At 49.0% G+C, this 24,766-nt stretch carries 27 protein-coding genes; 11 read left to right on the top strand and 16 right to left on the bottom strand.

Going from position 1 to position 24,766, the window contains the following annotated elements; translation table 11 throughout:
* Positions 1-22: 22 nt before the first annotated feature.
* From AC5LIL_RS02000 to ypfJ, 3 genes are all read right to left on the bottom strand, one after another.
* Entirely contained in the window at positions 23-490 is a 468-nt protein-coding gene (locus AC5LIL_RS02000) for a GNAT family N-acetyltransferase (protein WP_214784879.1), read from the bottom strand.
* On the bottom strand, positions 487-1,335 hold the full coding sequence (locus tag AC5LIL_RS01995) for a MurR/RpiR family transcriptional regulator (protein ID WP_074035742.1): 849 nt from the start codon (positions 1,333-1,335) through the stop codon (positions 487-489). Before AC5LIL_RS01995 ends, AC5LIL_RS02000 begins: the two co-directional genes overlap by 4 nt.
* 94 nt (positions 1,336-1,429) lie before the next feature.
* Complete coding sequence (gene ypfJ, locus AC5LIL_RS01990; protein WP_214694680.1) at positions 1,430-2,284, bottom strand: KPN_02809 family neutral zinc metallopeptidase; 855 nt, start codon at positions 2,282-2,284, stop codon at positions 1,430-1,432.
* A 148-nt stretch (positions 2,285-2,432) separates the two neighbouring features.
* Between ypfJ and thmT the strand changes: the two genes are divergently transcribed.
* Entirely contained in the window at positions 2,433-2,621 is a 189-nt protein-coding gene (thmT, locus tag AC5LIL_RS01985) for a 2-hydroxymuconate tautomerase (RefSeq protein WP_012727443.1), read from the top strand.
* A 52-nt stretch (positions 2,622-2,673) separates the two neighbouring features.
* On the opposite strand, the gene AC5LIL_RS01980 is transcribed toward thmT, so the two are convergent.
* Genes AC5LIL_RS01980 through AC5LIL_RS01970 form a run of 3 tightly spaced genes read right to left on the bottom strand, consistent with a single transcriptional unit; the run spans position 2,674 to position 6,251 of the window.
* The gene (locus AC5LIL_RS01980; RefSeq protein WP_339962901.1) at positions 2,674-3,327 is read right to left on the bottom strand and encodes a hypothetical protein; all 654 of its coding nucleotides are present in this window, start codon (positions 3,325-3,327) and stop codon (positions 2,674-2,676) included.
* A gap of 20 nt (positions 3,328-3,347) precedes the next feature.
* Entirely contained in the window at positions 3,348-4,934 is a 1,587-nt protein-coding gene (locus AC5LIL_RS01975) for a Na/Pi cotransporter family protein (protein WP_214784883.1), read from the bottom strand.
* Between the two features lie 21 nt (positions 4,935-4,955).
* Complete coding sequence (locus tag AC5LIL_RS01970; protein WP_499824691.1) at positions 4,956-6,251, bottom strand: HD domain-containing protein; 1,296 nt, start codon at positions 6,249-6,251, stop codon at positions 4,956-4,958.
* A gap of 106 nt (positions 6,252-6,357) precedes the next feature.
* On the opposite strand from AC5LIL_RS01970, the gene AC5LIL_RS01965 reads away from it, so the two are divergent.
* On the top strand, positions 6,358-7,200 hold the full coding sequence (locus AC5LIL_RS01965) for a lipoate--protein ligase family protein (protein ID WP_214784887.1): 843 nt from the start codon (positions 6,358-6,360) through the stop codon (positions 7,198-7,200).
* 8 nt (positions 7,201-7,208) lie between these two features.
* The gene (locus tag AC5LIL_RS01960; RefSeq protein WP_214784888.1) at positions 7,209-8,054 is read left to right on the top strand and encodes a DegV family protein; all 846 of its coding nucleotides are present in this window, start codon (positions 7,209-7,211) and stop codon (positions 8,052-8,054) included.
* A 38-nt stretch (positions 8,055-8,092) separates the two neighbouring features.
* Here the strand turns inward: AC5LIL_RS01960 and AC5LIL_RS01955 are convergent, their stop codons facing one another.
* Positions 8,093-10,042, bottom strand: a complete 1,950-nt coding sequence (locus AC5LIL_RS01955; protein ID WP_499824690.1) for a glycoside hydrolase family 3 protein — start codon at positions 10,040-10,042, stop codon at positions 8,093-8,095.
* A 321-nt stretch (positions 10,043-10,363) separates the two neighbouring features.
* Between AC5LIL_RS01955 and lipA the strand changes: the two genes are divergently transcribed.
* Complete coding sequence (lipA, locus tag AC5LIL_RS01950) at positions 10,364-11,266, top strand: lipoyl synthase (RefSeq protein WP_339962969.1); 903 nt, start codon at positions 10,364-10,366, stop codon at positions 11,264-11,266.
* Positions 11,267-11,283: 17 nt separating this feature from the next.
* The gene (locus AC5LIL_RS01945) at positions 11,284-12,114 is read left to right on the top strand and encodes a lipoate--protein ligase family protein (RefSeq protein WP_499824689.1); all 831 of its coding nucleotides are present in this window, start codon (positions 11,284-11,286) and stop codon (positions 12,112-12,114) included.
* A 34-nt stretch (positions 12,115-12,148) separates the two neighbouring features.
* Here AC5LIL_RS01945 and desA read toward each other — a convergent pair whose 3' ends face one another.
* The 6 genes from desA to AC5LIL_RS01915 form a co-directional block, all read right to left on the bottom strand.
* Positions 12,149-13,162, bottom strand: a complete 1,014-nt coding sequence (gene desA, locus AC5LIL_RS01940) for a Delta(5) desaturase DesA (RefSeq protein WP_499824688.1) — start codon at positions 13,160-13,162, stop codon at positions 12,149-12,151.
* Positions 13,163-13,367: 205 nt separating this feature from the next.
* Positions 13,368-14,909: an alpha-amylase gene (gene amyS / locus AC5LIL_RS01935; protein ID WP_371743030.1), complete on the bottom strand. Its 1,542-nt coding sequence runs from the start codon at positions 14,907-14,909 to the stop codon at positions 13,368-13,370.
* Positions 14,910-15,084: 175 nt separating this feature from the next.
* Positions 15,085-15,612, bottom strand: coding sequence for a DUF2812 domain-containing protein (locus AC5LIL_RS01930; protein WP_339962906.1), 528 nt, complete (start codon positions 15,610-15,612; stop codon positions 15,085-15,087).
* The gene (locus tag AC5LIL_RS01925) at positions 15,609-15,941 is read right to left on the bottom strand and encodes a PadR family transcriptional regulator (RefSeq protein ID WP_214744699.1); all 333 of its coding nucleotides are present in this window, start codon (positions 15,939-15,941) and stop codon (positions 15,609-15,611) included. Before AC5LIL_RS01925 ends, AC5LIL_RS01930 begins: the two co-directional genes overlap by 4 nt.
* A 129-nt stretch (positions 15,942-16,070) precedes the next feature.
* Positions 16,071-17,198, bottom strand: a complete 1,128-nt coding sequence (locus AC5LIL_RS01920; protein WP_214784896.1) for a YfbR-like 5'-deoxynucleotidase — start codon at positions 17,196-17,198, stop codon at positions 16,071-16,073.
* Between the two features lie 11 nt (positions 17,199-17,209).
* Entirely contained in the window at positions 17,210-18,229 is a 1,020-nt protein-coding gene (locus AC5LIL_RS01915) for an ion channel (protein WP_499824686.1), read from the bottom strand.
* Positions 18,230-18,335: 106 nt separating this feature from the next.
* On the opposite strand from AC5LIL_RS01915, the gene AC5LIL_RS01910 reads away from it, so the two are divergent.
* The 5 genes from AC5LIL_RS01910 to AC5LIL_RS01890 all read left to right on the top strand — a co-directional run bounded on the left by AC5LIL_RS01910 (position 18,336) and on the right by AC5LIL_RS01890 (position 21,423).
* Entirely contained in the window at positions 18,336-18,794 is a 459-nt protein-coding gene (locus AC5LIL_RS01910; protein WP_214694705.1) for a hypothetical protein, read from the top strand.
* Complete coding sequence (locus AC5LIL_RS01905; protein ID WP_499824685.1) at positions 18,791-19,159, top strand: hypothetical protein; 369 nt, start codon at positions 18,791-18,793, stop codon at positions 19,157-19,159. Before AC5LIL_RS01910 ends, AC5LIL_RS01905 begins: the two co-directional genes overlap by 4 nt.
* Positions 19,156-20,385 carry a glutathionylspermidine synthase family protein gene (locus tag AC5LIL_RS01900; protein ID WP_499824684.1) on the top strand — a complete coding sequence of 410 codons (1,230 nt, stop codon included), beginning with the start codon at positions 19,156-19,158 and terminating at the stop codon, positions 20,383-20,385. Before AC5LIL_RS01905 ends, AC5LIL_RS01900 begins: the two co-directional genes overlap by 4 nt.
* A complete protein-coding gene (locus AC5LIL_RS01895; RefSeq protein WP_074035708.1) occupies positions 20,382-20,795 on the top strand; it encodes a DUF350 domain-containing protein in 414 nt (137 codons plus the stop codon). Before AC5LIL_RS01900 ends, AC5LIL_RS01895 begins: the two co-directional genes overlap by 4 nt.
* Before the next feature lie 70 nt (positions 20,796-20,865).
* Positions 20,866-21,423: a hypothetical protein gene (locus AC5LIL_RS01890; RefSeq protein ID WP_499824683.1), complete on the top strand. Its 558-nt coding sequence runs from the start codon at positions 20,866-20,868 to the stop codon at positions 21,421-21,423.
* 41 nt (positions 21,424-21,464) lie between these two features.
* Here AC5LIL_RS01890 and AC5LIL_RS01885 read toward each other — a convergent pair whose 3' ends face one another.
* Entirely contained in the window at positions 21,465-22,565 is a 1,101-nt protein-coding gene (locus AC5LIL_RS01885; RefSeq protein ID WP_499824682.1) for a globin domain-containing protein, read from the bottom strand.
* 186 nt (positions 22,566-22,751) lie between these two features.
* Between AC5LIL_RS01885 and AC5LIL_RS01880 the strand changes: the two genes are divergently transcribed.
* On the top strand, positions 22,752-23,192 hold the full coding sequence (locus tag AC5LIL_RS01880; RefSeq protein WP_499824681.1) for an Rrf2 family transcriptional regulator: 441 nt from the start codon (positions 22,752-22,754) through the stop codon (positions 23,190-23,192).
* A 39-nt stretch (positions 23,193-23,231) separates the two neighbouring features.
* Here the strand turns inward: AC5LIL_RS01880 and AC5LIL_RS01875 are convergent, their stop codons facing one another.
* Both AC5LIL_RS01875 and AC5LIL_RS01870 read right to left on the bottom strand, forming a co-directional pair.
* Positions 23,232-23,720, bottom strand: coding sequence for a hypothetical protein (locus AC5LIL_RS01875; protein WP_339962912.1), 489 nt, complete (start codon positions 23,718-23,720; stop codon positions 23,232-23,234).
* 37 nt (positions 23,721-23,757) lie between these two features.
* Positions 23,758-24,690, bottom strand: coding sequence for a ring-cleaving dioxygenase (locus AC5LIL_RS01870; RefSeq protein ID WP_499824680.1), 933 nt, complete (start codon positions 24,688-24,690; stop codon positions 23,758-23,760).
* Between the last annotated feature and the right edge of the window lie 76 nt (positions 24,691-24,766).

Below are 24,766 nucleotides of genomic sequence, written 5' to 3'. Positions count from 1 at the left end.
TCAGTATTTACGAAAGAAAAACTCACTCCGGTCGAATGAGTTGTTTCTTCAGGACGTGAACGCGCACGCCTTTATTCGTGGTAGAATCCTTTTCGTATACATAGCCGTTTCGCTCCCAAAACCGACGAGCGCGCAGATTGTTCGGAAGGACACCTAATCGAAACACCGTCTGATAGGGGCGCATATACTCTTCTTCCACTTGTTCATATAACGTTTGCGCCAAGCCCGTCCCGTGAAGGGTCTCATCGACGACGAACAATCCGAGCCAAAGCGAACCGTCCACGGGATGTCGTTTCAACAGGTCCGCGATGGCGACAATCCGTCCATCTGCACGAATAATCAGACTGACGGTGCCGTCCTCTGCAAAATCCGCCACGTTCTCATCACGGAACGCTTGAATGGACTGTCCATTCAAACGGGCAAAGGTACGTTGTCTCACCAAGAAGTCTTCCAATTCCGCGCGATCTTCTTTCGAATACGGTCTGATCATCGGCGCAACTTCACCATCTCATCTCGCGCTTCGGCATAGCGATCAATCAAGCCTTCTCCTTTTCGATGCAAGAGACCCATATATAACGTATCGACAATTGTTAATTGCGTCATCCGCGAGGCGATGCTCGCAATCCGGAAATCGCTCTCGACGTTCGGCGTGCAAAGGCGTACGTCCGCTTCTCGGTAAAGTGGCGACTTGTCCAAGTTCGTAATGGCGATGACGGGCACACGTTTCTTCTTGGCGAAACGAACGAGTTCGAGCACATCTTTCGTCCGTCCCGACGTGCTGATGGCGACGAATACGTCTGATTTTCCTAAATGCGGAATCAACGACAACATATAATGAAAGTCCGACGATGTCGTAGCCGCATACCCGAGCTTCGTGAATTTATATTGCGCATCCATCGCTGCAGTCGACGATCCACCGACCCCATAAAAGATGACACGATTCGCGCGCGCGAATAAGTCCACCGCATGTTCGAGCTCGCGTTTGTCCATCGCTTCGGCACACGCCTCGATCGCCGCTTTATTCACATGGATGACTTTTTGAAACGAATCGTACGGCGTATCTTTTTGCTGGAGAACGTTGAAGTCCGTCAATGTCGTTTCTGTGACGGCCAAGTCTTTCACGAGCGCAAGCTTAAATGCTTTAAAGCTATCAATCCCGACTACGCGGGCGAAACGGACGATACTCGCCTCGGATACATCCGTCTTTTGGGCAAGTTCTTTCGTCGTCATATTTGGAATGAGCGTTGAATGGGACAAGATATAGTCCGCGATTTTCTTTTCAACCGCCGTCATATCGTCTTTTGCTAAATCAATTTTCGTAAGTAAGGATTCCATCGGGTCATCCCCTTCCTGCAACTGTTGTTCTTTTATGATAGCGGATTCTTTCCTCATATTCCAACCGGCTAAAAAGGTCGAGCGTGCGCCCGACCTATAAGTTGTTCGTATTGAACGTATCTCCACCTTGAATCGACCCGTTCTCAAAGCCTCTCTCGAACCAGCGCATCCGCTGTTCCGACGTTCCATGCGTGAACGAGTCCGGCGTCACGTATCCACGCGCCTGACGTTGTAACGTGTCGTCACCGATCTGGTGAGCTGCATTCATCGCTTCTTCGACGTCCCCTGCTTCGAGGTAACCGAGTCCTTGCGCGTGATGCGCCCATACGCCTGCGTAGTAGTCCGCCTGTAACTCGAAACGGACGAGATAGCGATTGAATTCAGTCTCGCTCATCTCATTCCGAAGCGGCATAATCTCTTCTGTCGTTCCGAGAAGCGTCTGGACATGGTGCCCGACCTCATGGGCGACGACGTACGCCATCGCAAAATCACCCGGCGCATTGAAACGCTGACTCAGCTCATCATAGAAACTTAAATCAATGTACAGCTTTTGATCACCCGGACAGTAGAAGGGGCCGACCGCCGACCCGGCGATGCCGCAAGCGGATTCAACTTGTCCCGAGAACAGGACGAGCGTCGGTTCTTGGTACGTCATGCCGTTCTCCGCAAAAATATCTGTCCATACTTCTTCCGTATCTTTCAAGACGACCGCCACAAAGTCCGCCATCTCCTCTTCTCGCTCCGTACCGGTGTATGTTCCTTCAGTTTGCGGCTCACCTAGTCCGATATTGTTGACGAGGTCGGTCGGGCTTCCCCCATTCAATAATGTAAAGACGATGACGAGAATCAATCCGAGACCACCCCCGACCCCGGCAATCCCTTTTCCTCCGATGCTACGCCCTCTTCGGTCCTCGACGTTACGGCTCTGTTGTCTACCTTTCCACTTCATCTTCATTCCTCCTACATTCGCTCTGTCTTGTTCCTTACCCGAAATGTTGAAAAAGTGAGCGCAAGCTTTGAGGTGGACGAAAATTTTCTTTTCTCGAGGAAGTGGATTCACTACAATGAAAGAGACTTCAGCAAAGGAGGAATGACCCATGCCTTACGTAACGGTAAAAATGCTCCCGGGCCGTACCGTGGAACAAAAACGCGCGTTAATTGAAAAAGTGACGGATGCAGTCTCAGAGACAACGAATGCTCCGAAAGAGAACATCACTGTCTTCATCGAAGAGATGGATGCGACGCACTACGGTCAAGCCGGCGTCATGCACGCGGACAAGAAATAAGTAACGAACGGACTCCTTGAATCGGGGTCCGTTTTTTCGTCTAAGCACCACGTCAAATATGTATTCGTTGAACTTCTTGAATTTTCGCTTGTAGCCCACAAAGAACCTCTTCAATGAAATCATCGACCTCTTCAGGTGACATATATACATATTCATGCTGTGGGTCAAACGGATGTGTTTTATAGAAGGACGTGATGTTTTGAATTTGTTGTCCCGTTTGTCCTTGTGGGAAAAACGGTAAGACGTCTTCGAACGAGTCAATGTGACAGAAGTCCGTCCAAAAGATATGATTCGGATGTTTTGCCAAGTACTCAAAGTCAATCCCATACCAGTCCGTTTTGACTAAACGGGTATAGTCTGGTGTTCCGACGATTGCCCGTACAATCGGTTCTTCTTTTTTCGCACGGGTCAACCGCACCCAATATTCGTCTGTGACCAGATGAAAATAATAACCGACTAAATAAGACCATTCTGTATTCGATTTTGTGGTCCCTCCATCTAAATACGTCTGTTTGAACAAATCAGAGGAGATCCCGTTCTCTGTTTTGAAATGGGTGATGGTTTTCGGTGGTTCAGGACGTCCATCCGCTCCGACCAACCCACAGTCTGGACCGATATTTCCTACTAAAAAAGGTATGCGTTCAAACGCGGAATCTGTCTCGAGAATCCGCTCCGCGATACGAAAGTGAGTCACCCATGTCGCCATTTTCATTCCTCCATTTTACTTCAATCTTCTCGGTTCACTTCGAACCGTTCACTCGGCATGGTCGGCTTAATCAAGTGCCGTGTTGCCCGCCAAATGTGGTAACCGATCCGGTCAAGCCACAGCAATACTTGTACTTTTTGGATCGTCTGGTCCATCTCCAACTGATTCGCCGCCGTTTCTTCAAGCAGCTCAGAGCGATGTGCCTTCCGATATTCCGCCAATTGTTTTGACGCCTGTTTCCACATCTTCGAATCTTCCGGTGGCGTATGATGGTTCAATTGATGAACGAGATCGAGTTCGTGCAAGACGAGTTCGCGCGCCGCTAAAAAGTCCGTGTCCCGCAGTGACTGGACCGGTTCGATTTCACGCAATACGTACAACCACCGTTCGAGATGGTCGATTGAATGCAGGAGGGACAAGTGTTGCCCGTAGTCATTTTGCTTTCCGACATCGTCTAGTTGAATCGTACTCAAAAAGACGCGGACATCGCTCAGCGTCTTGTCGACGAGCGTCAATTCATCTTCCCGGAGACGTCCCTCCCGGACGAGCAACTCGGTCTCGTTCCCTAAATAGCGTTCAATCTCGAGTAAAGACCGGCGAGCCGCCTCAAGGGCGACCGTTGGGAGTTGCGACATGTTCTTGTCGAGCAGACGTGTCAATTTTTCTGATCGGCTCGGAATCCATTTTAGTAACCTTCTTGCGAACGGCTGATAAAATGGCAAGAACAAGAGGACGCCTAACACATGGAACGTCGTATGGAATAGGGCGAGACGTAACAAGTCGTTCCAGTTGAACCAATCGGCTACTCGATTGACGACATAGAAGAGAACGGGAAACGTCAGCCATCCGATGAGGACGATGGACACGTGATAGATGGCATGCCCCAATACGATGCGTCGGGCCGACTTCCAGCCTCCGATTGAACCGAGTGCCACGACAAGACTCGTCCCAGCACTTTGACCGAGTACCAAAAAAGTGGCTTGCGGAAGTGAAATCGCGGCGGTCGCAAGAGCCGTCATCGTTAAGACGAGCCCAATCGTCGACGACTGAAGGACAACCGTCATCGCAAACCCGATGCCAATCAGGAACGCCTGTTGAGAAAAACGCATCGACTCGATTGGTCCGAACGAGAACGTGACGACATCCCGCATCGCCTCTTGTAGCGTCCCAACCCCGACAAAAATCAAACCGATACTGACGAATAATAGCCCGATTCGTCGTAGACGTGGTCCTGAGAGACGAAGTGCCATCCCGAGACCGATGAGTGGCAAGAACACTTGACGTACGTCTACGTTATAGCCAAGGACGGCGATGATCCATCCTGTCGTCGCGCTACCTACGTTCGCCCCGATGATGAGCGGCAATGCTTGCGTGAACGTGATCAATCCTGCGCTCACAAAACCAATCGTCATCAACGTCGTGACGGTAGAGGATTGAAATAAAGCCGTCAACATCGCGCCAAGTGTCGCCCCCGACAACGAGCCATCGGTGAATTGGTTCAACCGATGACGAAGTCGAGTACCGGCCCATTTTTTCAGCGTGTCTGTGAGTAACGTCATCCCGAGTAAAAAAATCCCGATGCCACCAATCAGTGTCGCAATCTCCATCGTGTCACGCCCCTTTTCGGGTTATTCGGATTTCAATGTCGACAAGAGCCACGATTTTTCATTCGCATGATCCCTTAAGTTTAGCAACACATCTTCTGGATAATAAATTTTTTCATCCGATTGTCTCGAGTTCAAAATCGACTGGACGAGCATCGACACTTCCGAAATCTCTTTCCGTTCCCCATCGTTCATCTGAAGATAAATGCCTTCATACTTCCCCTGCCCTTTGTACAAGTCATACGGCAACTGACTCAATTGATCTTCGAGCAAGTAATATTTCGGCGGAAGTCCGATGCCTTCCATCGTCTGCCGCAACCGTTCCATATAGCGTACGCGGTTCGCTTCCGGGAAGTTTTTATATTTCAATAAACGACGATTCACGAAACGGCTCGATAAATCGGCTAGAATCGCGTCGTCTTCCTCCATCCATTCCTGGAAATAGAAGTAGACGACCGTCTCGTCCAACTTTAAATATTGTTCAAGCGACATGTTGTTCTGCTCAAAAATTGGTAAGAAATGTTTCGGCATCATCTTGAATGCATAGCCGCTCTCATATAGTTCCTGCGCTCGCTCGAGAATCGCTTTCAAGAGGAGGTCACTTGAACGTGTCGCTGGGTGAAGATACACTTGCCAATACATTTGATAGCGGCGCATGATATAGTCTTCAATCGTATGCATCCCCGACTGTTTGACGACGACTTGGTCCTCATCTGGTCTAAGAACACGCAACATGCGCTCTAAATCAAACTTTCCATAACTGACACCCGCAAAGTGCGCATCACGTAATAAATAATCCATCCGATCGACATCGAGCTGCGAACTGAGCATATTGACGATCAAGCGGTTCGGATGCGTCTTGTTGATGATGGAGGCCACCTCTTCTGCGAACCCGACACCCATCTCCGACAACACTTGGTTGACCTCGGTATCGCCTAAAATGATGCGCTCGGTCCACACTTCATGGCGAACAGAGAAGACATGTTCGAACGCGTGTGAGAATGGGCCGTGACCGACATCGTGCAAGAGCGCCGCCGCCAACAACAGTTCACGGTCGCGGTCATCCCATTCCGGATATTGTTGGAACTGGTCAATCAATTGGCGCGCAATCTCATAGACGCCGAGAGAATGGTGGAATCGCGTGTGCTCTGCGCCGTGGAACGTCAAAAAGGATGTCCCGAGTTGCTTGATGCGACGTAAGCGTTGGAACTCTTTCGTATTGATCAGTTCCCAAATAAGATGATCGTAGACGTAAATATAACGGTGTACCGGGTCTTTAAACACTTTTGACCCAGATAATTGTCCTCGTGACGAGTACATGACATGCCCTCCTACGTTTCGTTATGTTCTAGATTCGACTTCAAACGAATCGTTCCCTCCATGCTATAATGAGAAGGAAAATTATTTGTGAAAAGGAAATAAGTATATGATCCATCCATTATTAAAACAACCGAGTTATCGTGTGATCGACCAATCGAGCCTTGGCACGATGTTTCAAGCGGAACAATCCTTCGCGACTGATGACACGTTATGTGCTTCGACCCAACAATCAGGCGCTGTCTTGCGCGCATGGGTGCACACGAATACAATTGTACTCGGAATTCAAGATGCAAGGTTACCTCATTTAAAAGATGGGGTCCGGTATTTGCACGAGCGCGGCTTCCGGCCGGTCGTCCGTAACTCAGGTGGGCTCGCCGTCGTGTTAGACGAGGATGTCCTGAACTTATCTTTAATCTTACCCGAGAATGACGGCATTCAAATCGACAGCGGCTATGAGGCCATGACTTCCCTCATCCAACACATGTTTCAAGACGTCACGAACGACATCGTCCCAGGTGAAATCGTCGGCTCGTACTGTCCGGGAAGTTTCGACTTGTCGATTGACGGCAAAAAGTTCGCCGGTATTTCACAACGACGCGTCCGTGGCGGCGTCGCCGTTCAAATTTACTTGAGCGTAAGACAGAGCGGGAGCGAACGTGCCGAAATCATCCGAGACTTTTATGAATTGGCCATCCAAGGGGAGGCGACCAAGTTCACATACCCGACCATTGTACCGGAAACGATGGCGTCGTTAGAAGACTTGCTCGGCATTCCTCTCACGGTTCAAGATGTTCTGACACGGGCCTACCGCGTCCTTTCCACTGTCAGTACGCTCCAAAACGCGTCGCTGACGGCTGAAGAACAAACGACACTCGTGAGCCAGCTCGAACGGATGTGGAAACGGAATGAACCATTACGCGAGATCGAACAACAATTAACAGAGGAGTGATTCATCCAATGTTTAAACTGATCACAGACACCGGGGCCGATTTGACGCACGATCAAATCATTGAGTACGGTCTTGAGATTTTACCGCTCGGTGTCATCATCGACAACGAAGAGTTTTTAGACGGGGAGACGATTCAACCGAAAGACGTATACGATGCGATGCGTCAAGGTAAGACACCGAAGACGTTCCAAATCGAGGCGTCGCGAATCGAGCATTGCTTCCGTCAACATCTCGAAGCCGAAATCCCGTTTTTATACCTCACTTTCTCCGGAGAACTCTCCGGTACATATCAAACGGCTGTCATGGTCGGTGAGATGCTCAAAGAGGAGTATCCAGACAGCACGTTCAAGATTATCGATACGCGAACGGCTTCTGTCGGACAGGCATTGTTCGTCAAGACGGTCGCAGAGTACGGACAAGACCATACGTATGAAGAAACAAGTGAATATGCGGCTTCACTCGTCGGAAAGATTCGCCACTTGTTCACGGTCGAGTCACTCGAATATTTGATGCGGGGCGGACGCGTCTCGAAAGCGAGCGCTTTCATCGGTGACTTGTTGACGATTCTGCCGTTACTGACGGTCGAGGACGGGAAGCTCGTCCCGATTGAAAAGGTACGCGGTCATAAAAAGGTCATGCGCCGTATGGTCGAATGGACGATGGAATCGAAGTCACTCGTCGAGAACGGGGACCTTTTCATCGGTCATGGCGACGACTCTAAAAAAGCGGAACAGTTTGAGAAGATGGTCCTTGGACATGTCCAACCGAAACACATCACGAAAACACTTGTCGGCTCTGCCATCGGTGCCCATACCGGTCCGGGTCTACTCGTCATCGCCTATTTCGAGGCATAAAAAATGAGCTCCCCGCCATCGGGTGAGCTCATTTTCGTTTAGCGGTTCCAGTTTTTAAATCCATCTCCAAACTGTGCATAGTTCTCGTCTTGGAATACACCGTCCACAAATTCCGGCACGTCTACCGGCAACGTTCCTTGCGGCTTCACTTCGCCAAAAATGGCACGAATGCCCGCCGGCAAGTTCGGTCCGGCCGATTTCAAGTTACCCGCTTCCGAGTCCGGTCCGTTCGGATCGCCTTTGAACCCATAGATCAAGAGCTGCGCCGGAGCATCCGTCTGAACGGCAATATCGTATGGGTTACGCAAGCTGAGTAAGACTGATTTCTTCCCTGTCTCGTTGGCGTAACGGAACACTTCCGCCGGCACGTAATGGTCAGCCGATGTCGGCTTCAATTTCGCGCTATTGTTCACGTTCGAACCGACAATAATGTAATCGGCTGCCTCGACTTTTTGCTGAAGTGCCGGATTTTGCGTTAAGTGTGGCGTTGATGCCGAATAGTTGGCCGTGATGACGTTCACGCCTTTCATATTCCCGGCGTTCTTCTCAAGCGACTTGATTGTCTTCACCATACTGTCCGTTTGATCTTTCGCTGGTGACAAGACGAGCACCGTGTCCCCTTTTTTCGGTTTGAACGGGAGTGTCTTGTCCTCATTCTTCACAAGTGTGACGGCTGCTTCCGCGATTTCACGCTCTTTCGCTTTATGCTCCGCACTACCTACGACTGCGTTCGCTTCTGTAAGCTTCGCCTCGAGCGTCGTCGAGTCAATCGTCTCTCCCCAAATGCCGCGCTCTGCCTTCAGTTTTAAAATACGCTCGACCGACTCATCGATAGTCGCCTCTGATAAACGTCCATCCTTCACCGCTTGGATGACTTCATCAAAGATGGCTTCAAGTTTGATTACGTCTGCTTCCGAACGCAAAATCGTCGGCATGAGGGCGATATCGACGCCCGCTTCAAACGTCTTGATGACTGCTTCTGCTTCCGTAAAGTTGTCGGAGATGGCCTGCATGTTGAGCGCGTCGGTCACAACAATCCCGTCATATCCGAGTTCCTCACGTAGCACTCCCGTGATGACATCGTCCGAGAGCGTCGCTGGGAGTGGGAACGTCCCACGATCCGACTCGACGACCTCATCTTCGATTTGCGGCATGCCGATATGTGCCGTCATGATCATGTCGATCCCTTCTGTAATCGCACGTTTAAACGGCAACAACTCGAGTCCACGCAATTCGTCGAGCGACTTATCGACAATCGGTAGTCCATAGTGTGAGTCGACTGCCGTATCCCCATGACCCGGGAAATGTTTCGCCGTCGCCGCGACACCTTGGTCTTGAATGCCTTGTGTCATCGCTGACCCGAGTTCGCCGACTAGTTCAGGGTCGCTCGAGAATGAACGGACCCCAATGACAGGGTTTCCTGGATTGTTGTTGACGTCGAGTACCGGTCCGAAGTTCACGTTTACCCCGAGTGCGTTCAATTCAGAACCGATGATGTTTCCAGCGTCATACGCATATTGACTGTTCCGAGTCGCCCCGATTGCCATATTTCCTGGTAAGTTCGTCCCTGTCCCAAGACGCGTCACGATACCCCCTTCTTGGTCAATCGTGACAAAAAGCGGAATGTCGTTACTGTCGTCTTGCTTCACGACTTCCTGTAAATCGTGAACGAGTTTCGTCGTCTGTTCCGTCTCCTTCACGTTCTCCGCAAACAGAATCACGCCACCGAGATCAAAACGATCAATCACACGCGCCACTTCCGGTGCAAGAGATGTATGATTTGCCCCGTTCCAGAGTCGGAAGTCCGGCATGATCATCTGCCCGATTTTTTGTTCGAGCGTCATCGATTCTAGCTGCGTGTTGACGCGCTGGTCAATCGACATCATCGGCGTCCCTTCTGCCAAGACCGCATCCGCTGCCGGAATCGATGAAACGAGTAGTGCCGTCGTCAATCCGAGTGTTGCTGTCCAGTTCAATGCCTTGTTCATGTTCCCACTCCCCTTGGTCCAATTTGACTGACCCCCAAACGAAAAGGCATGGAGGAAGAAGCGTTGCCTCATCAACGCTCGTTCACCCCATGCCTGATCGTATCAGTTACATTTGGTTCTTATTCAGGTGGTCAACAACAGTATAGCAACTCCATTTTTCAGAAACAATGACTCACGTGAAAGCGTAACCATTTTGAAACAATGTTTCTGTTTTGATACACAGAAAACTGTATTGGCAAAACCAATAATTTCCGTGGTTCGTTTTTGATTCTTTTTTTGGTAAACTCAATTCGATACAGGTTAACTTTCAAAAAGGGGGAAATTATTGTGGCAAGAGGGGAACTGAAACGAAAGCCGGAATGGTTGAAGATTAAATTAAATACGAACGACACGTATACCGGTTTGAAGAAGATGATGCGCGAAAAAAATCTACATACGGTATGTGAGGAAGCCAAGTGTCCGAACATCCATGAATGTTGGGCGGTACGTCGGACCGCGACGTTCATGATTTTAGGAAGTATTTGTACACGTGCCTGCCGCTTTTGTGCCGTCACGACCGGTAAACCGAACGAGCTCGATTGGGAAGAGCCAAAGCGCGTCGCCGAATCCGTACGCCTCATGAACTTGAAGCACGTCGTCATCACTGCTGTCGCCCGTGATGACTTGAACGATTACGGGGCTACTGTCTTCGCAGAAACGGTTCGTGCCGTCCGTGCTATGAATCCAGAGACATCGATCGAAGTGCTCCCGTCTGACATGATGGGTGACTTCTCTGCCTTGCAGACGTTGATTGATGCGGGTCCTGACATCATGAACCATAACTTAGAGACGGTTCGTCGCCTCACACCGAGAGTCCGTGCCAAAGCGACATACGACCGCACACTCGAATTCTTGAAACGCTCAAAAGAATTGAACCCGGATATCCCGACAAAATCGTCAATCATGGTCGGACTCGGAGAAACGAAAGAGGAATTGATTGAAGCGATGGATGACCTCCGCGCACACAACGTCGACATCTTGACACTCGGTCAATACTTGCAACCGACGAAGAAACACCTCGAGGTGGAACGTTACTACCACCCGGATGAGTTCGCCGAGTTGAAAGAGATCGCACTATCAAAAGGATTCTCACATTGTGAGGCAGGTCCGCTCGTCCGCTCGTCTTACCATGCGGATGAACAAGTACACAAGGCGCGTCGCCACACGATGTTGCCAATCGACTAATAGAAAGAAGAGAGATTATGACTGGTACGACGTGGCACTTACTTAGAACTGAATCCACTTCACCGGCTGAGAATATGGCGATTGATGAAGCCCTCGCCAACTGGGTCGCGAAGGGAGAACTCAAACCGACGCTTCGTTTTTATTCATGGGCACCTCATGCGATCAGCGTTGGGCGTTTCCAACGGGCGACACGTGACTTGGACCGTGACGCCCTCACGAAGAACAACATTCCGGTCGTCCGTCGCCTGACCGGAGGACGCGCCGTGTTGCACGCCGATGAGCTGACGTATAGCGTCATCTTGCCCGAATCGACACCGACCCTTCCGACGAATGTCATCGAGAGCTATCGCTTGCTCACGGAAGGAGTCCGTCGTGGTTACCACGAGCTTGGTGTACCGGCCGAGTTTTCGGTTCCGTTGACAGAAGAGGACCGTGAGGCACTGCGCAAACCGAAATCAGCCGTCTGCTTCGATGCCGCCTCCTATTATGAGCTGGCCGTCGACGGGAAAAAGATTGCGGGTAGCGCACAAGTGCGCCACCAAGGGGCCGTGCTTCAACATGGATCCATCCCTCTTTCTGTCGACGATGAGGTATTGTTCGACTGTTTCGCGATGGAGGAGCACGAAAAACGTGAAGCCAAAAGTCGGTTCAGCGAAAAAGCCGTCGCTTTGAACGATACGTTACAGCGCTTCGTCTCCTTTGACGAAGTGGCGGCCGCGTTCGAGACCGGCTTCAAAGACGCCTTCTCGTTGACGTTCGAACCGCTCGTCTTCACAGAAGAACAGCAATCCGAAATCGACTTGCTCGTCAAAAAGTATGAAAGTGATGAATGGGTCTGGAAACGCTAAAAAGATTGTCCCTTTTGACGGGGACAATCTTTTTTTATGCCGCGTTCGTTCGGCGCAACAGATGGCGCACTTCTCGGAACGTGACGAATGTTTTGTTGTTCGCATCATACAATTTGTAGCGTAACGACTTCAAACTTGAAAACAGTCCGATCGTCGTCGCCCGTTGTAACGGTGGTGTCGACGTATGTGCCTTCTCCAAATGATAGTTCGGGACACGCGGGCTCAAATGGTGGACGTGATGGAAACCGATATTTCCTGTCACCCATTGAAGCACTTTCGGCAATTCATAATACGAGCTTCCTTCGATTGCAGCCTTCACGTAGTCCCACTCCTGCTCATCCTCGAAGTATGAATCTTCGAACGTGTGCTGGACATAGAACAACCAAATCCCAAGCACGCCGGCGATGAACATCGTCGTACCTTGAACAATGAGGAAAGCTTGCCATCCAATGACATAAATCAACGCGCTGTATAACACGACGAGTGAGAGATTAATGATATACGTGTTTTGGCGTTCTTTCTTACGGGCATCTTTTCGATTGAAGCGGCTCGTCACGAGAATGAGCCAAAGCGGTCCAAGACCAAACATAACGAGGGGATGACGATATAGGCGATATTTCAGTCGCGTCCATTTCGAAGCTTCGATGTACTCCTCAATCGTCATCACCCAGATGTCCCCGACGCCCCGTTTATCCAAGTTTCCGCTCGACGCATGATGAATCGCATGCTCTCGCTTCCACTTCTCGTACGGGAATAACGTCAAGATTCCTGTAATGGTTCCGACAATCGCGTTCGCCTTCTTATTTTTGAAGAATGAACCGTGCGTGCAGTCATGGAAGATGATGAACATCCGCACGACAAATCCTGCCGCGATCAACGTGAACGGTAATGTCAGGAAAATCGAGACACTCAGTAGTTGATACGCTAAGAACCATGATACGAGAAACGGTAAAATCGTATTGATCATCTGCCGCACACTGATCCGGATATCGGACTTTTCAAACGGCGAGACGTGCTTTCTTAATTGGGCAATTTTTTCTTTATTCATAACAACCTCCTTGAATTCAACAGCGTCACAACGCAAAAATATAAATGAAACCAACAACCAACGTTGTTCAATGTGAATTCATGGATCGGAAAGTCGTCCCTATCAAGAATTAACACTAGGTCATTATATCACGTATAAAAATTATGTGGTGAAAATTCAGAAAAAAAGACTTATCTCATTTTTAGATGAGACAAGTCTGATGGATTTATTGTTGTGTATAGATGGAAACCGAGCCGCCGTTGACGAAGAACTCGCCCCAACCATCTGCATTGATCGTCACGAGACGACCATTGTTGCCGGTCATGTCTTTCCATACTTCTCCCGCGTTCTGCTTCCCGACATACATCCACTTCGAACCACCAGGTCCGTCCGACAAAATTGTCGCAAGACCTGACTTCGCACGGTCTGTCACACCTTCACGTGTCCAACCGATGACGTCTTGGTGGTTGATGTAGTCATGTTGTGTGCCATAGGCAAAGTCTTTACGCGCTTTCAAAATCGGTTGAAGAGACCCTGACATGTTCGGGATCTCACGGTTCGTTGTCCCTTTCGTCCCGTAATAATCCCCGTAGAAGAGTGTCGGGTATCCTTGACCGCGTGTCATGATCGTCGCATAGGCGAGCGGTTTGAACCAATTGGCAACCGTCGACTCGAGTGATTGCCCAGGTTGTGAGTCATGGTTGTCGACAATGGTGACGGCGAGTGTAGGATGCTGCTCGACGACCGTTCCTTTTAGAATGTTGCGCATGTCATAGTAACCGCCACCGTTCCCTGCCGCTTGGAAGTTGTAGTGGAGCGGTACATCGAATACCGAGTGAGTATAGCCCGTCTTCGCCAAGTAGTCATTGATAGCCCCAAGGTCGTTTTTCCAATACTCCGCGACGGTGAACATCTCTTTCCCCGTCGTCTGACGGACGCTTGTCACCCACTCTTTCAAGTACGAATGATTAATATGTTTGACCGCATCGAGACGGAATCCATCGAGACCGAGCGAATCCGCGTACCATTTCCCCCAGTTTTTCATCTCTTGTCGCACTTCCGGATGCTCAAAATCAACATCGGCGTACATCAAGTAGTCATAGTTCCCATTCTCCCCGGACACTTCACTGTCCCACGCTTTACCCGTACTTCGGAATTTATAAATCCGGCTTAAGTTCCGTGACTGATCCCAATCAGTCCCGTCAAAGTGATACCAACGCCACTTGAACGGCGAGTATGTATTGTTGCGGCCCGCAAAATTGAATCCTGTCCAGGCAGAAATCGAATATTCCCCAGACGTCTCCTGATTCCGGTTAGAAGGATTGACCTCGACAGCCTGAACGGACTCGGTATAATCCGCTCCGCCCTTATGGTTCATGACCACATCCCCGTATACGCCAATCCCTTTTCCGCGTAAGTTGGAGATGGCCGACTGTAGCTGCGCTTTTGTTCCATACTTCGTCCGTGTCGTCCCTTTTTGATTGAACTCTCCTAAATCATACAAATCATAGGCCCCGTATCCGACATCATTTTGAGATGTCCCTTTATACGCCGGCGGAATCCAAACCGTGGAGATGCCAATGTCTTTCAAGTGCTGCGAATCGTTCGAGAGACGGTTCCAATGGAGCCCATCGTTCGGGACATACCATTCAAAGTATTGCATCATCGTACCGTTCTGTGGAGTTGCCGCTTGTGCGACCGGTTGCCCCGAAAGCAGTGCAATCGATGTCACTCCAGCCAGCACGGCAATCCCTTGTCGTTTCTTCAACATCATTCATTCCTCCTCAACTAAATAATGAAAGCGCTTGCATAAATTATTGTGAAGGATTTTGATTTTGTTGAATAGACTAATGTCCAAAAACAGTTCTCTCTCCCTAACTATTTTTCATTTGAATAGTTCAGTTGAACGAAACAAAGACGGATGGCTTGTGCCATCCGCCTAATCATCCTTGACGGCTTATTCGTTTTCGCTTGAAACGGTAGCCAATGTACGGTAGTCCTGTAAATACGAGACCGATTGTCACGAGTAGTTGAACACCGATCAATATCGTCTCGACGATGATTGGCCAATCAAACTGGAACAAGGAAAACAGGGCAATCCATAAAATACCTAGGATGAGCGCAGCCCGTCCCATCTGACGTTCCATGTCATGATATTTCTCCTCTGCCGTTTCGACATCCGAGTAAATCGGCTTGGCATCTCGATTCCCTTTGAAAATATGAATCTCATCTCCGGTCGATGTGACATGTTGCCACCCGCTCGATGCAAACAGGTCAAAGTAATCTTCATCCGGACGGGTGCGGTAGTCTAAACTATATTGAACGTCTTCCGGTTCCCCTTCAACGAGCGTATATCCTAGCGGTGCGAATTGCTTCAAATGCCAACCCTTGGCTGCCATTCGCTCTAGTTTTCGCATCTCACGCTCTTCGGCAAACGCTAGTCCCCAGCTCGACATATACTTCTGTCTCATCGTGATCCCTCCATATCTAAAATGGCACAGGCATCTTCGACCATCGCCTGTCGTCTCTTCACATCATCCGTCAGAATCGAACGCCCTTTACGCGTAATCTGGTAGTTCTTTTTCTTTCCGTCCCCGTCCATCGGTTCAATCAGTTCGGCGTTCAATAATTTTTTAATAATCGTATACATCGACGCAGGACCGATTTGCATTCGTCCTCGTGTGATTTCTTCGACAAATTGCATGACCAAATAACCATGACGTGGCGTCGTGAGCGCCAATAAGATGTAAAACATACTATCCGTCAGTTCCCCTAACTCCAACGAGTCCGTTCGCGGCATCTTCTGCACCTCCTATATCATTGAATGATACATTTCTTATATTCAATATATATCGTTAAATGATATATGTCAATAAATGATATAAAAAAGTCGCGAACAATTAAGTCCGCGACTTCTGTATGAATCGATTTAGCTTGTGACGTAATCCAGATCGTGCAAAATATAGGCGAGGAAGAAAATCATACTCGGGTTCTCATAACGCATTTGGACTTTACGGAGCTGCTCACGATACGTGACCTCATACTCGGCCCCGTTCATCTTCCGCTCCATGTTCATCTTGATGAGGGCATCGAGTTTATCCATCATGTCGACGAGCATCCCTTCATACGTGTCATCTTTCGAATCAGCCATGTATCGACGGAACGCCGGCTGCATATATGCCGGCAACAGCCCGAGAAGACGTTCACTCTCTGCCCGTTCGTACGCCTCAAATGCCGCTCCCGTCTCTTTCGTCGAATGCTTGACCGGTCCAAGCACATCTCCGGTCACCCCTTCGACTAAGTCGTGACATAGTAGTCGAGCGACGAGCTCGGCGACATCGACGTCAACATCATACTTTTCACGTTCTAGGAGTCCACTGAACATACCGAGCGCGGCAGCCCGGAAACCATGAATCGCATCGTTGTCGTCAATCGTATTGAAGCGCCCTTTCCAACGACGGACACTGTCCATCCGCATGACGTTCTCGATGAAGCGTAACACATCAGTCTCCGCCTCGACCTGATCGAACAGCCAACGGACCGAATCAATCGGATGATGACGGAGGGCAGCTTTCATCTCTTCTAACTTGTCATCGAAATGAGGAGAGCCATGGGCGACTTCCCGTCGTACGAATAGCATCGCATCAAAAGAATCGATTCCGTCGACAATCCGTCCTTCGAACGAGTCATCTTCCGCCTCAACAACAAAACGGTGGAAGTGAGGACGTAACGACTGTGACAACAATTCGACAAGACCGAGGCTCGCTGTCCGTTCCATGCGCTCGATGTGACCAATCAAGGTCGGCTCTTTTTTCGTCCGGTGCATGATCGGACCGGTCTGTACTTCATTCATGTCGTGGAAAATAGCTTTCCCGAGCAAATCGAGCAAGTCGACGTCACGCCCGTTCTCTTTTTCCACATAAGCCGCGATCAAGCTGAAGACCGCGACACGAAAGCTATGACTCGCTGCATTATCATGATAATGTGGGGCATATTCGTCCCATCGTTGCACGTTTTGCATGCGTGTCATCTTTCGGATAAACGTTCCGTTATGCATGGTTTCACTCCTTACGATAATCGTTCAAATACATCGTCATGACAGACGACATAGAGCATGTCTGTGTCTTGTAGTGGCAAATCGAGCATCGTCGCCACATCCAAGCGGTCATTGACCGCGATGAGTGTCACCCCTGATTCAAGTAATGCTGTATTTGCTTGTCGAACATTTTGCCACTCGACTTTTGGTTTCAACGCTTGGATGTTCCCACCCGACTGTTTGCTTAACAATTGACGGAAAATCGCCGTCGTCCCCGGTTGTAATGTCGCTTTCGCCATCAAGAGCGAGACTGAGTCATTCGCTAAAATAAAGTCGTCGACGCGGACGTGTTTGAATTTCGAGATATTCCGCTCTTCACACACTTCAACGACCGTGTGCAAATCCACTTGATATTCAGAAGACAGCGCCTCGACCGCTGAGGCAATCAAAAGCGATTTCCCATCGGCGAGTAATGTCTCCGTGATTCGCGCATCCGCAAAAATGGCCACGCGTCGTGCTTTCAGGACGTTCGCCTGCAATAAGACCGCTTCATCTGAGGCATCCCCTGAAACGAAGTGCACTTGATCGTGCACGTACGGCTCCTCGATCAATTGATCGATCAAGACGATTTCCGCTTTCGGTTCATAGTTAAGCACTTCATCAATTGCCTTTTTCGTCTTCGGGGACCACCCGATATACACATAATGTCCTTCTCCACGATACACTAGTCTTCCCTCCCGTTTTAACCGTTGAAACGTCGCGCCGATTTCAACTAATTTTCCAATCAACGCCCCGATAATCCCAATCCCGAATAGGAACAAGAAAATCCCGAGCCATCGCCCTGCCACGGAGGACGGATAAAAATCCCCATATCCGACGGTCGTCAATGTCGTCATCGTCCACCAGAACGAATCAAATAATGACCCGAACGTCTCAGGCTCTAACCAATAACCGAGCACGGTCCCCAGGACGACGATGCCAATCGAAGCTAACACGACATTTAAAAATGATAATTTCGCTAACCCTTTCCACACACGAAATAAGATATGCACTGTTTCCCCCTCCTTCTCTCTTATATACTAAACGTATCTACAAAAAGATTCACGAAACCATTTTGATCGTGATTCCGTATAAGAAGAAAAAAGGAAGGACTGACATATGAACTCAATCGTCTTAGAGTATCGTCTCTATAAAAATGAATTATCGTTCGAACCGCTTTATCATTATACGTCTCTCGGTTTAGACGAAGTGCTGGCTCGCCGCGAGTGTGAGTTTTTCGTCAAAGACGGCATGACCTATAAACAACGCTCGTCCGCCCTAGAAGGCGATCAATACTTTTTAATTTACGTCGATCGCTATACAGAAGGACCGATGGACAAACACGAAACGAGCGAGATCAAAGTCGAGATTCGTACGCTTGATGACCGCTTTGACAACCCGTTGCTCGAAGCCTATTACGTCGACCGTCACCTCGATGCGCTCGCCATGCTCGGGAGCCAATACTTGTACGTCGCAGGCAAAGAATATGAACGCGATTCAGCAGAAACAGATGAAGATCGTGGTGTGTATGTCATCTATGTCACACCGACTGGTTATGAATTGGAGGAATCAACATGAAGACAAGCAAGAAAATTTTAAGCGGACTATCGGTTGCAGTCTTGACCACTTCCCTTGCCGCTTGTGGTGGGGACGAATATGAGGAAGCAGCACTCCCGGAAGAACCGACCGGCTACGAATGTGACGATTGGGACTGGGATGACGAGACAGAATCGTATTATTGCGATGACGACCGTTCTCCTCACTATGGCAGCTATTTCTTACTCGGTAGCCTGTTCAACTCAAAAAATGCATTGAAGAGCTCTTCGTCATATAAGACGTATAAAGCAAACGGTGGTACGACCGGCTCTGTATCGAACGGTTCCAATTCAGGATCGTCAAAATCTGGACTCGGCAGCGGCTCTAAAGGTGGATTCGGCGGATGACGCGTGACGAACTTTACAGTCAAATCCCTTATTTTTGGCCCGATTTAAACAATGAAGAATATGCCTTATACGATTGTTTTGAGATGACCGCCTCACAGGTTGACGCTGTCCGAGAGGCGACCGAGGCGGTTGACTCGATTTTCCGTAAAACGAATCAATTGTTGCGGACGCTACCGGACGAGACACTCCGACTACTCGGTTATCCCGAGGCGAGCCTGCCATTCTTACGGGAAAAGACAATCCCGCAAGAGACAATCATCGGTCGTTACGACTGGATCATGAAAGACGGTCAACTCAAATTGATGGAGTTCAATGCAGACACACCAACGTTTATTAAGGAACTGTTTGACGTGAACGGCGTGGTCGCTTCCGAATTTGGTCTCCTCGACCCGAACAGGGGAGCCACCGCTCAACTAAAAAACGAACTGCGCAAGGCCATCGTCGCCGCTTGGAAACGACTCGGACGCGAAGGCACACCGAAAATCGTGTTTACGGCACATGACGACAACATCGAAGACAAATGGACGGCGCGCTTTCTGCAAGAAACGCTCGACTTACCATCTGTATTCGTACCGTTGCACGCCTTACTCGTCGACGAAGACGGTATCTACACACCATCGGGGGAACGAATCGATATCTTGTATCGTCAAACGTATCCAATCGAGCATCTCGTGGACGACCGAGCAGCAGACGGAGACTTGATCGGCATTCGGTTACTCGAACTGAACCTGCAAAAGCATGTGTCGCTGCTCAACCCACTCTCTGCTTTTCTCATGCAGTCGAAAGGCGTACAAGCCTTGATTTGGGAATTGTATGAGACCGAGACATTGTTCGATGAAGCCGAGCGCGACATCATCGGAACCTATTTTTTACCGACTTACTTAGAAGACATACCGTTTCTCGGCGAATCGGATTACGTCAAAAAGCCAGCGTTCGGACGTGAAGGGGACTCCGTCATCTTGTACACGAAAGACGGCCAACCGTTTCACCGCGAAGCACTACAAACGTATGCGGAAGAAACAGCCGTGTACCAACAGTTCATCGAACTTCCGACACGGATGACGACGACCGTCAAAGGTCGCGTCGAGACACATTACATGATCGGATGTTTCTGTTTGAATGGACACCCGTCCGCACTCGGCGTTCGCGCCGGCAGCATGATCACAAACAACCAATCTTACTACTTAGCCGTTGGCACACCTATACAAAAGGAGACGAACTCATGACTTTCATCACACTCGATTCAATCTTAAGCTTCCTCGCCCACCTCGGGACAGGATTCGGTCTCATTCTCGCGGGACTCATCATCTTCGCCCTGACGACCAAATATTCGGAACGTAAGTTAATCAAGGAAGGCAACATGGCCGTCGCCTTGAAACTTTGGGGGAAAGCGCTCGGACTCGCCATCGTCATCTATACGGTTTGGGCGAACAGCGTCAACTTACTCGACGCATTCATCTGGGGACTCGTCGGGATTGTCGCTCAAGTATTAGCGTTCTGGACGTTTGAATATGTCCTCACGCCTGGCGTGAACTTAGAAAAAGAAGTCGAGAACGGCAACATGGCCATCGGTTTCAGTTTATTCGCCGCATCACTCGTCGTCGGTATCATCGTCGCCGCGAGCTTGACGTATTAATACAAACACCCCATGCACGCATTCGCGAGGCATGGGGTGTCTCTATTTATAACAGATTGGAGGAAGAATCATGTCCAAACGAATCATCCTACTCACGATCGTCTCCGGTCTTATCATCGTCGCCATCGCTGTCGGTGTCGGACTGTATACGTACACGAACATTCAGAACGGTAACTCATACGAGAATGCCGAAAAGGAAATGAATCGTTATATGACGATGAACGATTGGTATACGTTTCAAATTCATAACATGGAACAGTCCGTTCTCTCTTTTTACACAAATGAAGATCGATCCGTCATCGGTCTAGCCGAGATTGATGTCGAAACAGGGAACTTAGGGTCTGTCACGAAACAAACAGAGCCGAATCAACCTTTTGATTTCGTCACCCTTCAAGTCGAAAACAAGGAGTACATCGGCGTCCATCTAAAAGAGCGCCCAGAAGATGTCGTTTATTTACGGTTGAACGGCGACGATGGCTCAAAAGATTTTCTCGTCAACGATCCCGAAATCGAAAGCTACACCATGACCTATGTCATCGAAACAACAAAACGTCCAGATGGTGTGTGGTCGCTTGAGACGTTGGATGCCAACAAACAAGTCATGCATTCAAGTGAACTCACGGAATAACCTATGTTATGCGTCAAGACGATTTTCTCTAGTCGTCTTTTTTAGTTGGTCGCGAGTACAGCAGACGGCCCGAAAAATTCATATCGTGCCTGTGGAATCACACGTACAACCGTCTCCATCATCGCACTCGGTCCGCACGTATAAACATCATGCCCTTCCACATCAAGTGCTTCGAGGTGTGACTTATTCATGCAACCCGATACGTCATCCACGTGTGTGATGAGTTTAAGCCCTTGATCCACGAATTCATCGAGTTCGTCTCCGAGCGGACGAAGGTCCATACTCCGAACTGCGTGCAATAACGTGACAGAACGTCCTTGTTCGAGTGCCGTCTTCGCCATGTTGAAGAGAGGCGTAATCCCGATTCCTCCCGCAATCAGCGTGAGCGGACGACTTGATGTTTCAAGGATGAATTCTCCTGCCGGTGCGCTCACAGGAATTTCGGTACCAACCGTCTGTTCATGGAGCCAGTTTGAGACGAGTCCCTCCGCTTTCGGCGCAATCCAGTAGCCGTCTTCTGTCGTCTCGATGACACTATATTGACGGTGATGTAGGATGTCCTCTCCCGCAATGCGCGCTTGAACCGAGACGTATTGTCCTGGGATGGCTGTGCCAATAACTCCATCTTTCGCGACGAGACGGAATCGTTTCACTTCAGGTGTATCTACTATGATTTCTTCGATGACGAACGGTTTGAATCCGACCCATGGCGCGTCATCATACATTTTTTTCTCGAGTGAGATGAAGACATCGGCAATCACACCGTAAGCTTTTGCCCATGCATCGATGATGTCAGGTGTTGCAGCTTCACCGAGTACGTCTTGAATCGCCGCAAGCAAGTTCTCACCGACAATCGGATAATGCTCCGGTCGGATGTTCAAACTTTTATGTTTATGAAGTGCTGGTTGGATGGCAGGAAGAATCGCTTCGAGTCGGTCGATATGAAGGGCAGCCGCATAAACCGCGTTCGCGAGTGCTTCTGGCTGACGTCCTCGCTTTTGATTCGTATGGTTGAAGAAGTGACGAACTTCTGGATTTTGTTCAAACATTCGTTGATAAAAATGCTTCGTGATTGTCACACCATGTTCTTTCAAAACTGGTGCCGTCGCCTTTATAATCTCAATCGTTTGTTGATCTAACATGTGAATTTCCCCCTTTTGTTTTGTACACGTTCATTATGTGAGTCAAGTCACTTTAAAGCAATATATTAAATACTTGTTTAAAGTAGATTTCACGTTTCTGACTTATTTTCGCCATCACCCTTTCACATTTGTTCGAATCGCACTTTTTGGGATTGTCTTGTACAATGAAACGAGAGGTGATGATGGATGAGACTCACGCAAACATGTGACTACGCACTGCGAACATTGATGTATAGCGCTACGTTTTCACATCGGCTCGTCACGATTCAAGAAGTGGCAGACCAATATAACATCTCCAAAAACCATGTCATGAAGGTCGTATATGAGCTTGGGAAATATGGTTATTTGGAATCGGTGCGTGGTCGAGGCGGTGGCTTTCGACTCGCACGACCGATGGATGACATCAATGTAGGGGAAGTCGTTCGGACGATGGAACCGTTCGAACTCGTGGAATGCTTCGGGGAAGGCCGATGCGTCATCGCACCTGCCTGTGATTTACGAGGTGTTTTGAATGAAGCCATGTTGGCGTTTCTTCATGTACTCGATTGTTACACGATTGCGGATCTCGTCGTCAACCGAACGAACGAACTTGCCCTACTCCTAGGCGCACAAAACCCGACGGACTGAAAAAATCGTCGGGTTTTTGTATGTCTCTGCTTTTAGGAATCATCGCCACCAAAGTTTTATCATTTTTTTCACATATAGTTCTGGGGACGTCTGATGAATGAAATCTTCAAAACATTCATTCAGGTTATTTTCTAACTCTTCATCGAGTTCGTTTCCATCTTCATCATACAATTCAAAATGTGTATATTTCCAATCGTTATACGCATCAAACAATAAGTCATGGTAGCATTGCCAATGCTTACCGAAATTTGATGTGAATGTTGGCACCCATTGATTGATATAAATATTGTGTAGCAACTCTTCGAATTTGGATGAGTACCAATGGTTATTTCCGAGCTTGTTAACCAAGTCTTGAAATGTTTCCAGCGTCATCGGTTCAACCTCACCAGAATAGTCATAACTCACTTTATTGAACTGATAAGGATGCGGAAATGCCTCTTCTGTTTTTATCCATTGATGAGGGGGGTATTGCTCGATAATTTTACCTAGTAATCTGGCAATTACAAGATTGATTGCTTGCGTCTCCAATTCATTCACCTCATGACAGTTATGAATGTTCACTCGACTATAGTTTTTTTAGTCTCGATTCGATTTCCACTCGTCTCGACTCAAGAAACGGAGGCAAGGCTAATCGCTCTCCGAGTCTCTCAAGCGATTCATCCATCGCAAATCCCGGTTCATCTGTTGCCAGTTCCACTAAGATTCCGCTCGGTTCGCGGAAGTAAATCGACTGAAAATAGTAACGGTCAATAAGACCAGAGTGGCTGATTCCATGTGCGTCAAGCTTCTCGATCCACTTCGTCATATCGTCTGTTTCTTCCACTCGAATCGCCACATGATGCACACTCCCTCGCCCTGGTCGTTCCGACGGCAAATCCGGTCGATCGACGAGATGAATCTCTGTTGCCACACCACCCTCGCCCGTCTCAAAGACACGCACGTCATGTCCATCCCGTTCAAATGTCGTTACATATCGATAGCCAAGCACTTCTGTCAGCACCCGTGCCGTCTTGTCAATCCGTCGTACCGTCCACTCACTGAATCCGAGACCGAAAATGCCGAGGTCCGTTGGCACTGGACCTTTGCTCCAAGGTGTCCCGCTCCCTCCTTCTACAAGACAGAGACGTTGACCCTCATGATCTTCGAACGAAAGGGTTGCCCTTCCTAAAACCGACTCGATTTCTCCGTAAGATACATCGAACGTGTCAAAACGCTCCTGCCAGTACGCGAGCGCTCCATCCGGCACCCTGAGTGCTGTCCGGGAAATACTGCTTGACCCTCGATACGTCTGTCCGAGAAACGGTAACTCAAAGAACGTCAGATCGGTTCCAGGCGTACCCGTCTCGTCTGCATAGAACAAGTGATACATCGATGGGTCATCCTGGTTAACCGTCTTTTTGACGAGCCGCATGCCTAGTATTTCCGTGTAGAATCGCAAGTTCTTCTTAGCATCCCCGGTCATCGCTGACACGTGATGTTGTCCACTAATCACCTTCATCCCTCATCTCCCCTTTCGACTATATCGTTATTGTATCATCCCTAAATGAGTAAAGTCCTCTTTACATTATGTAAAG

The organism is Exiguobacterium sp. RM11, from assembly GCF_059821525.1.
This window is presented reverse-complemented; position numbering and strand designations above follow the sequence as displayed.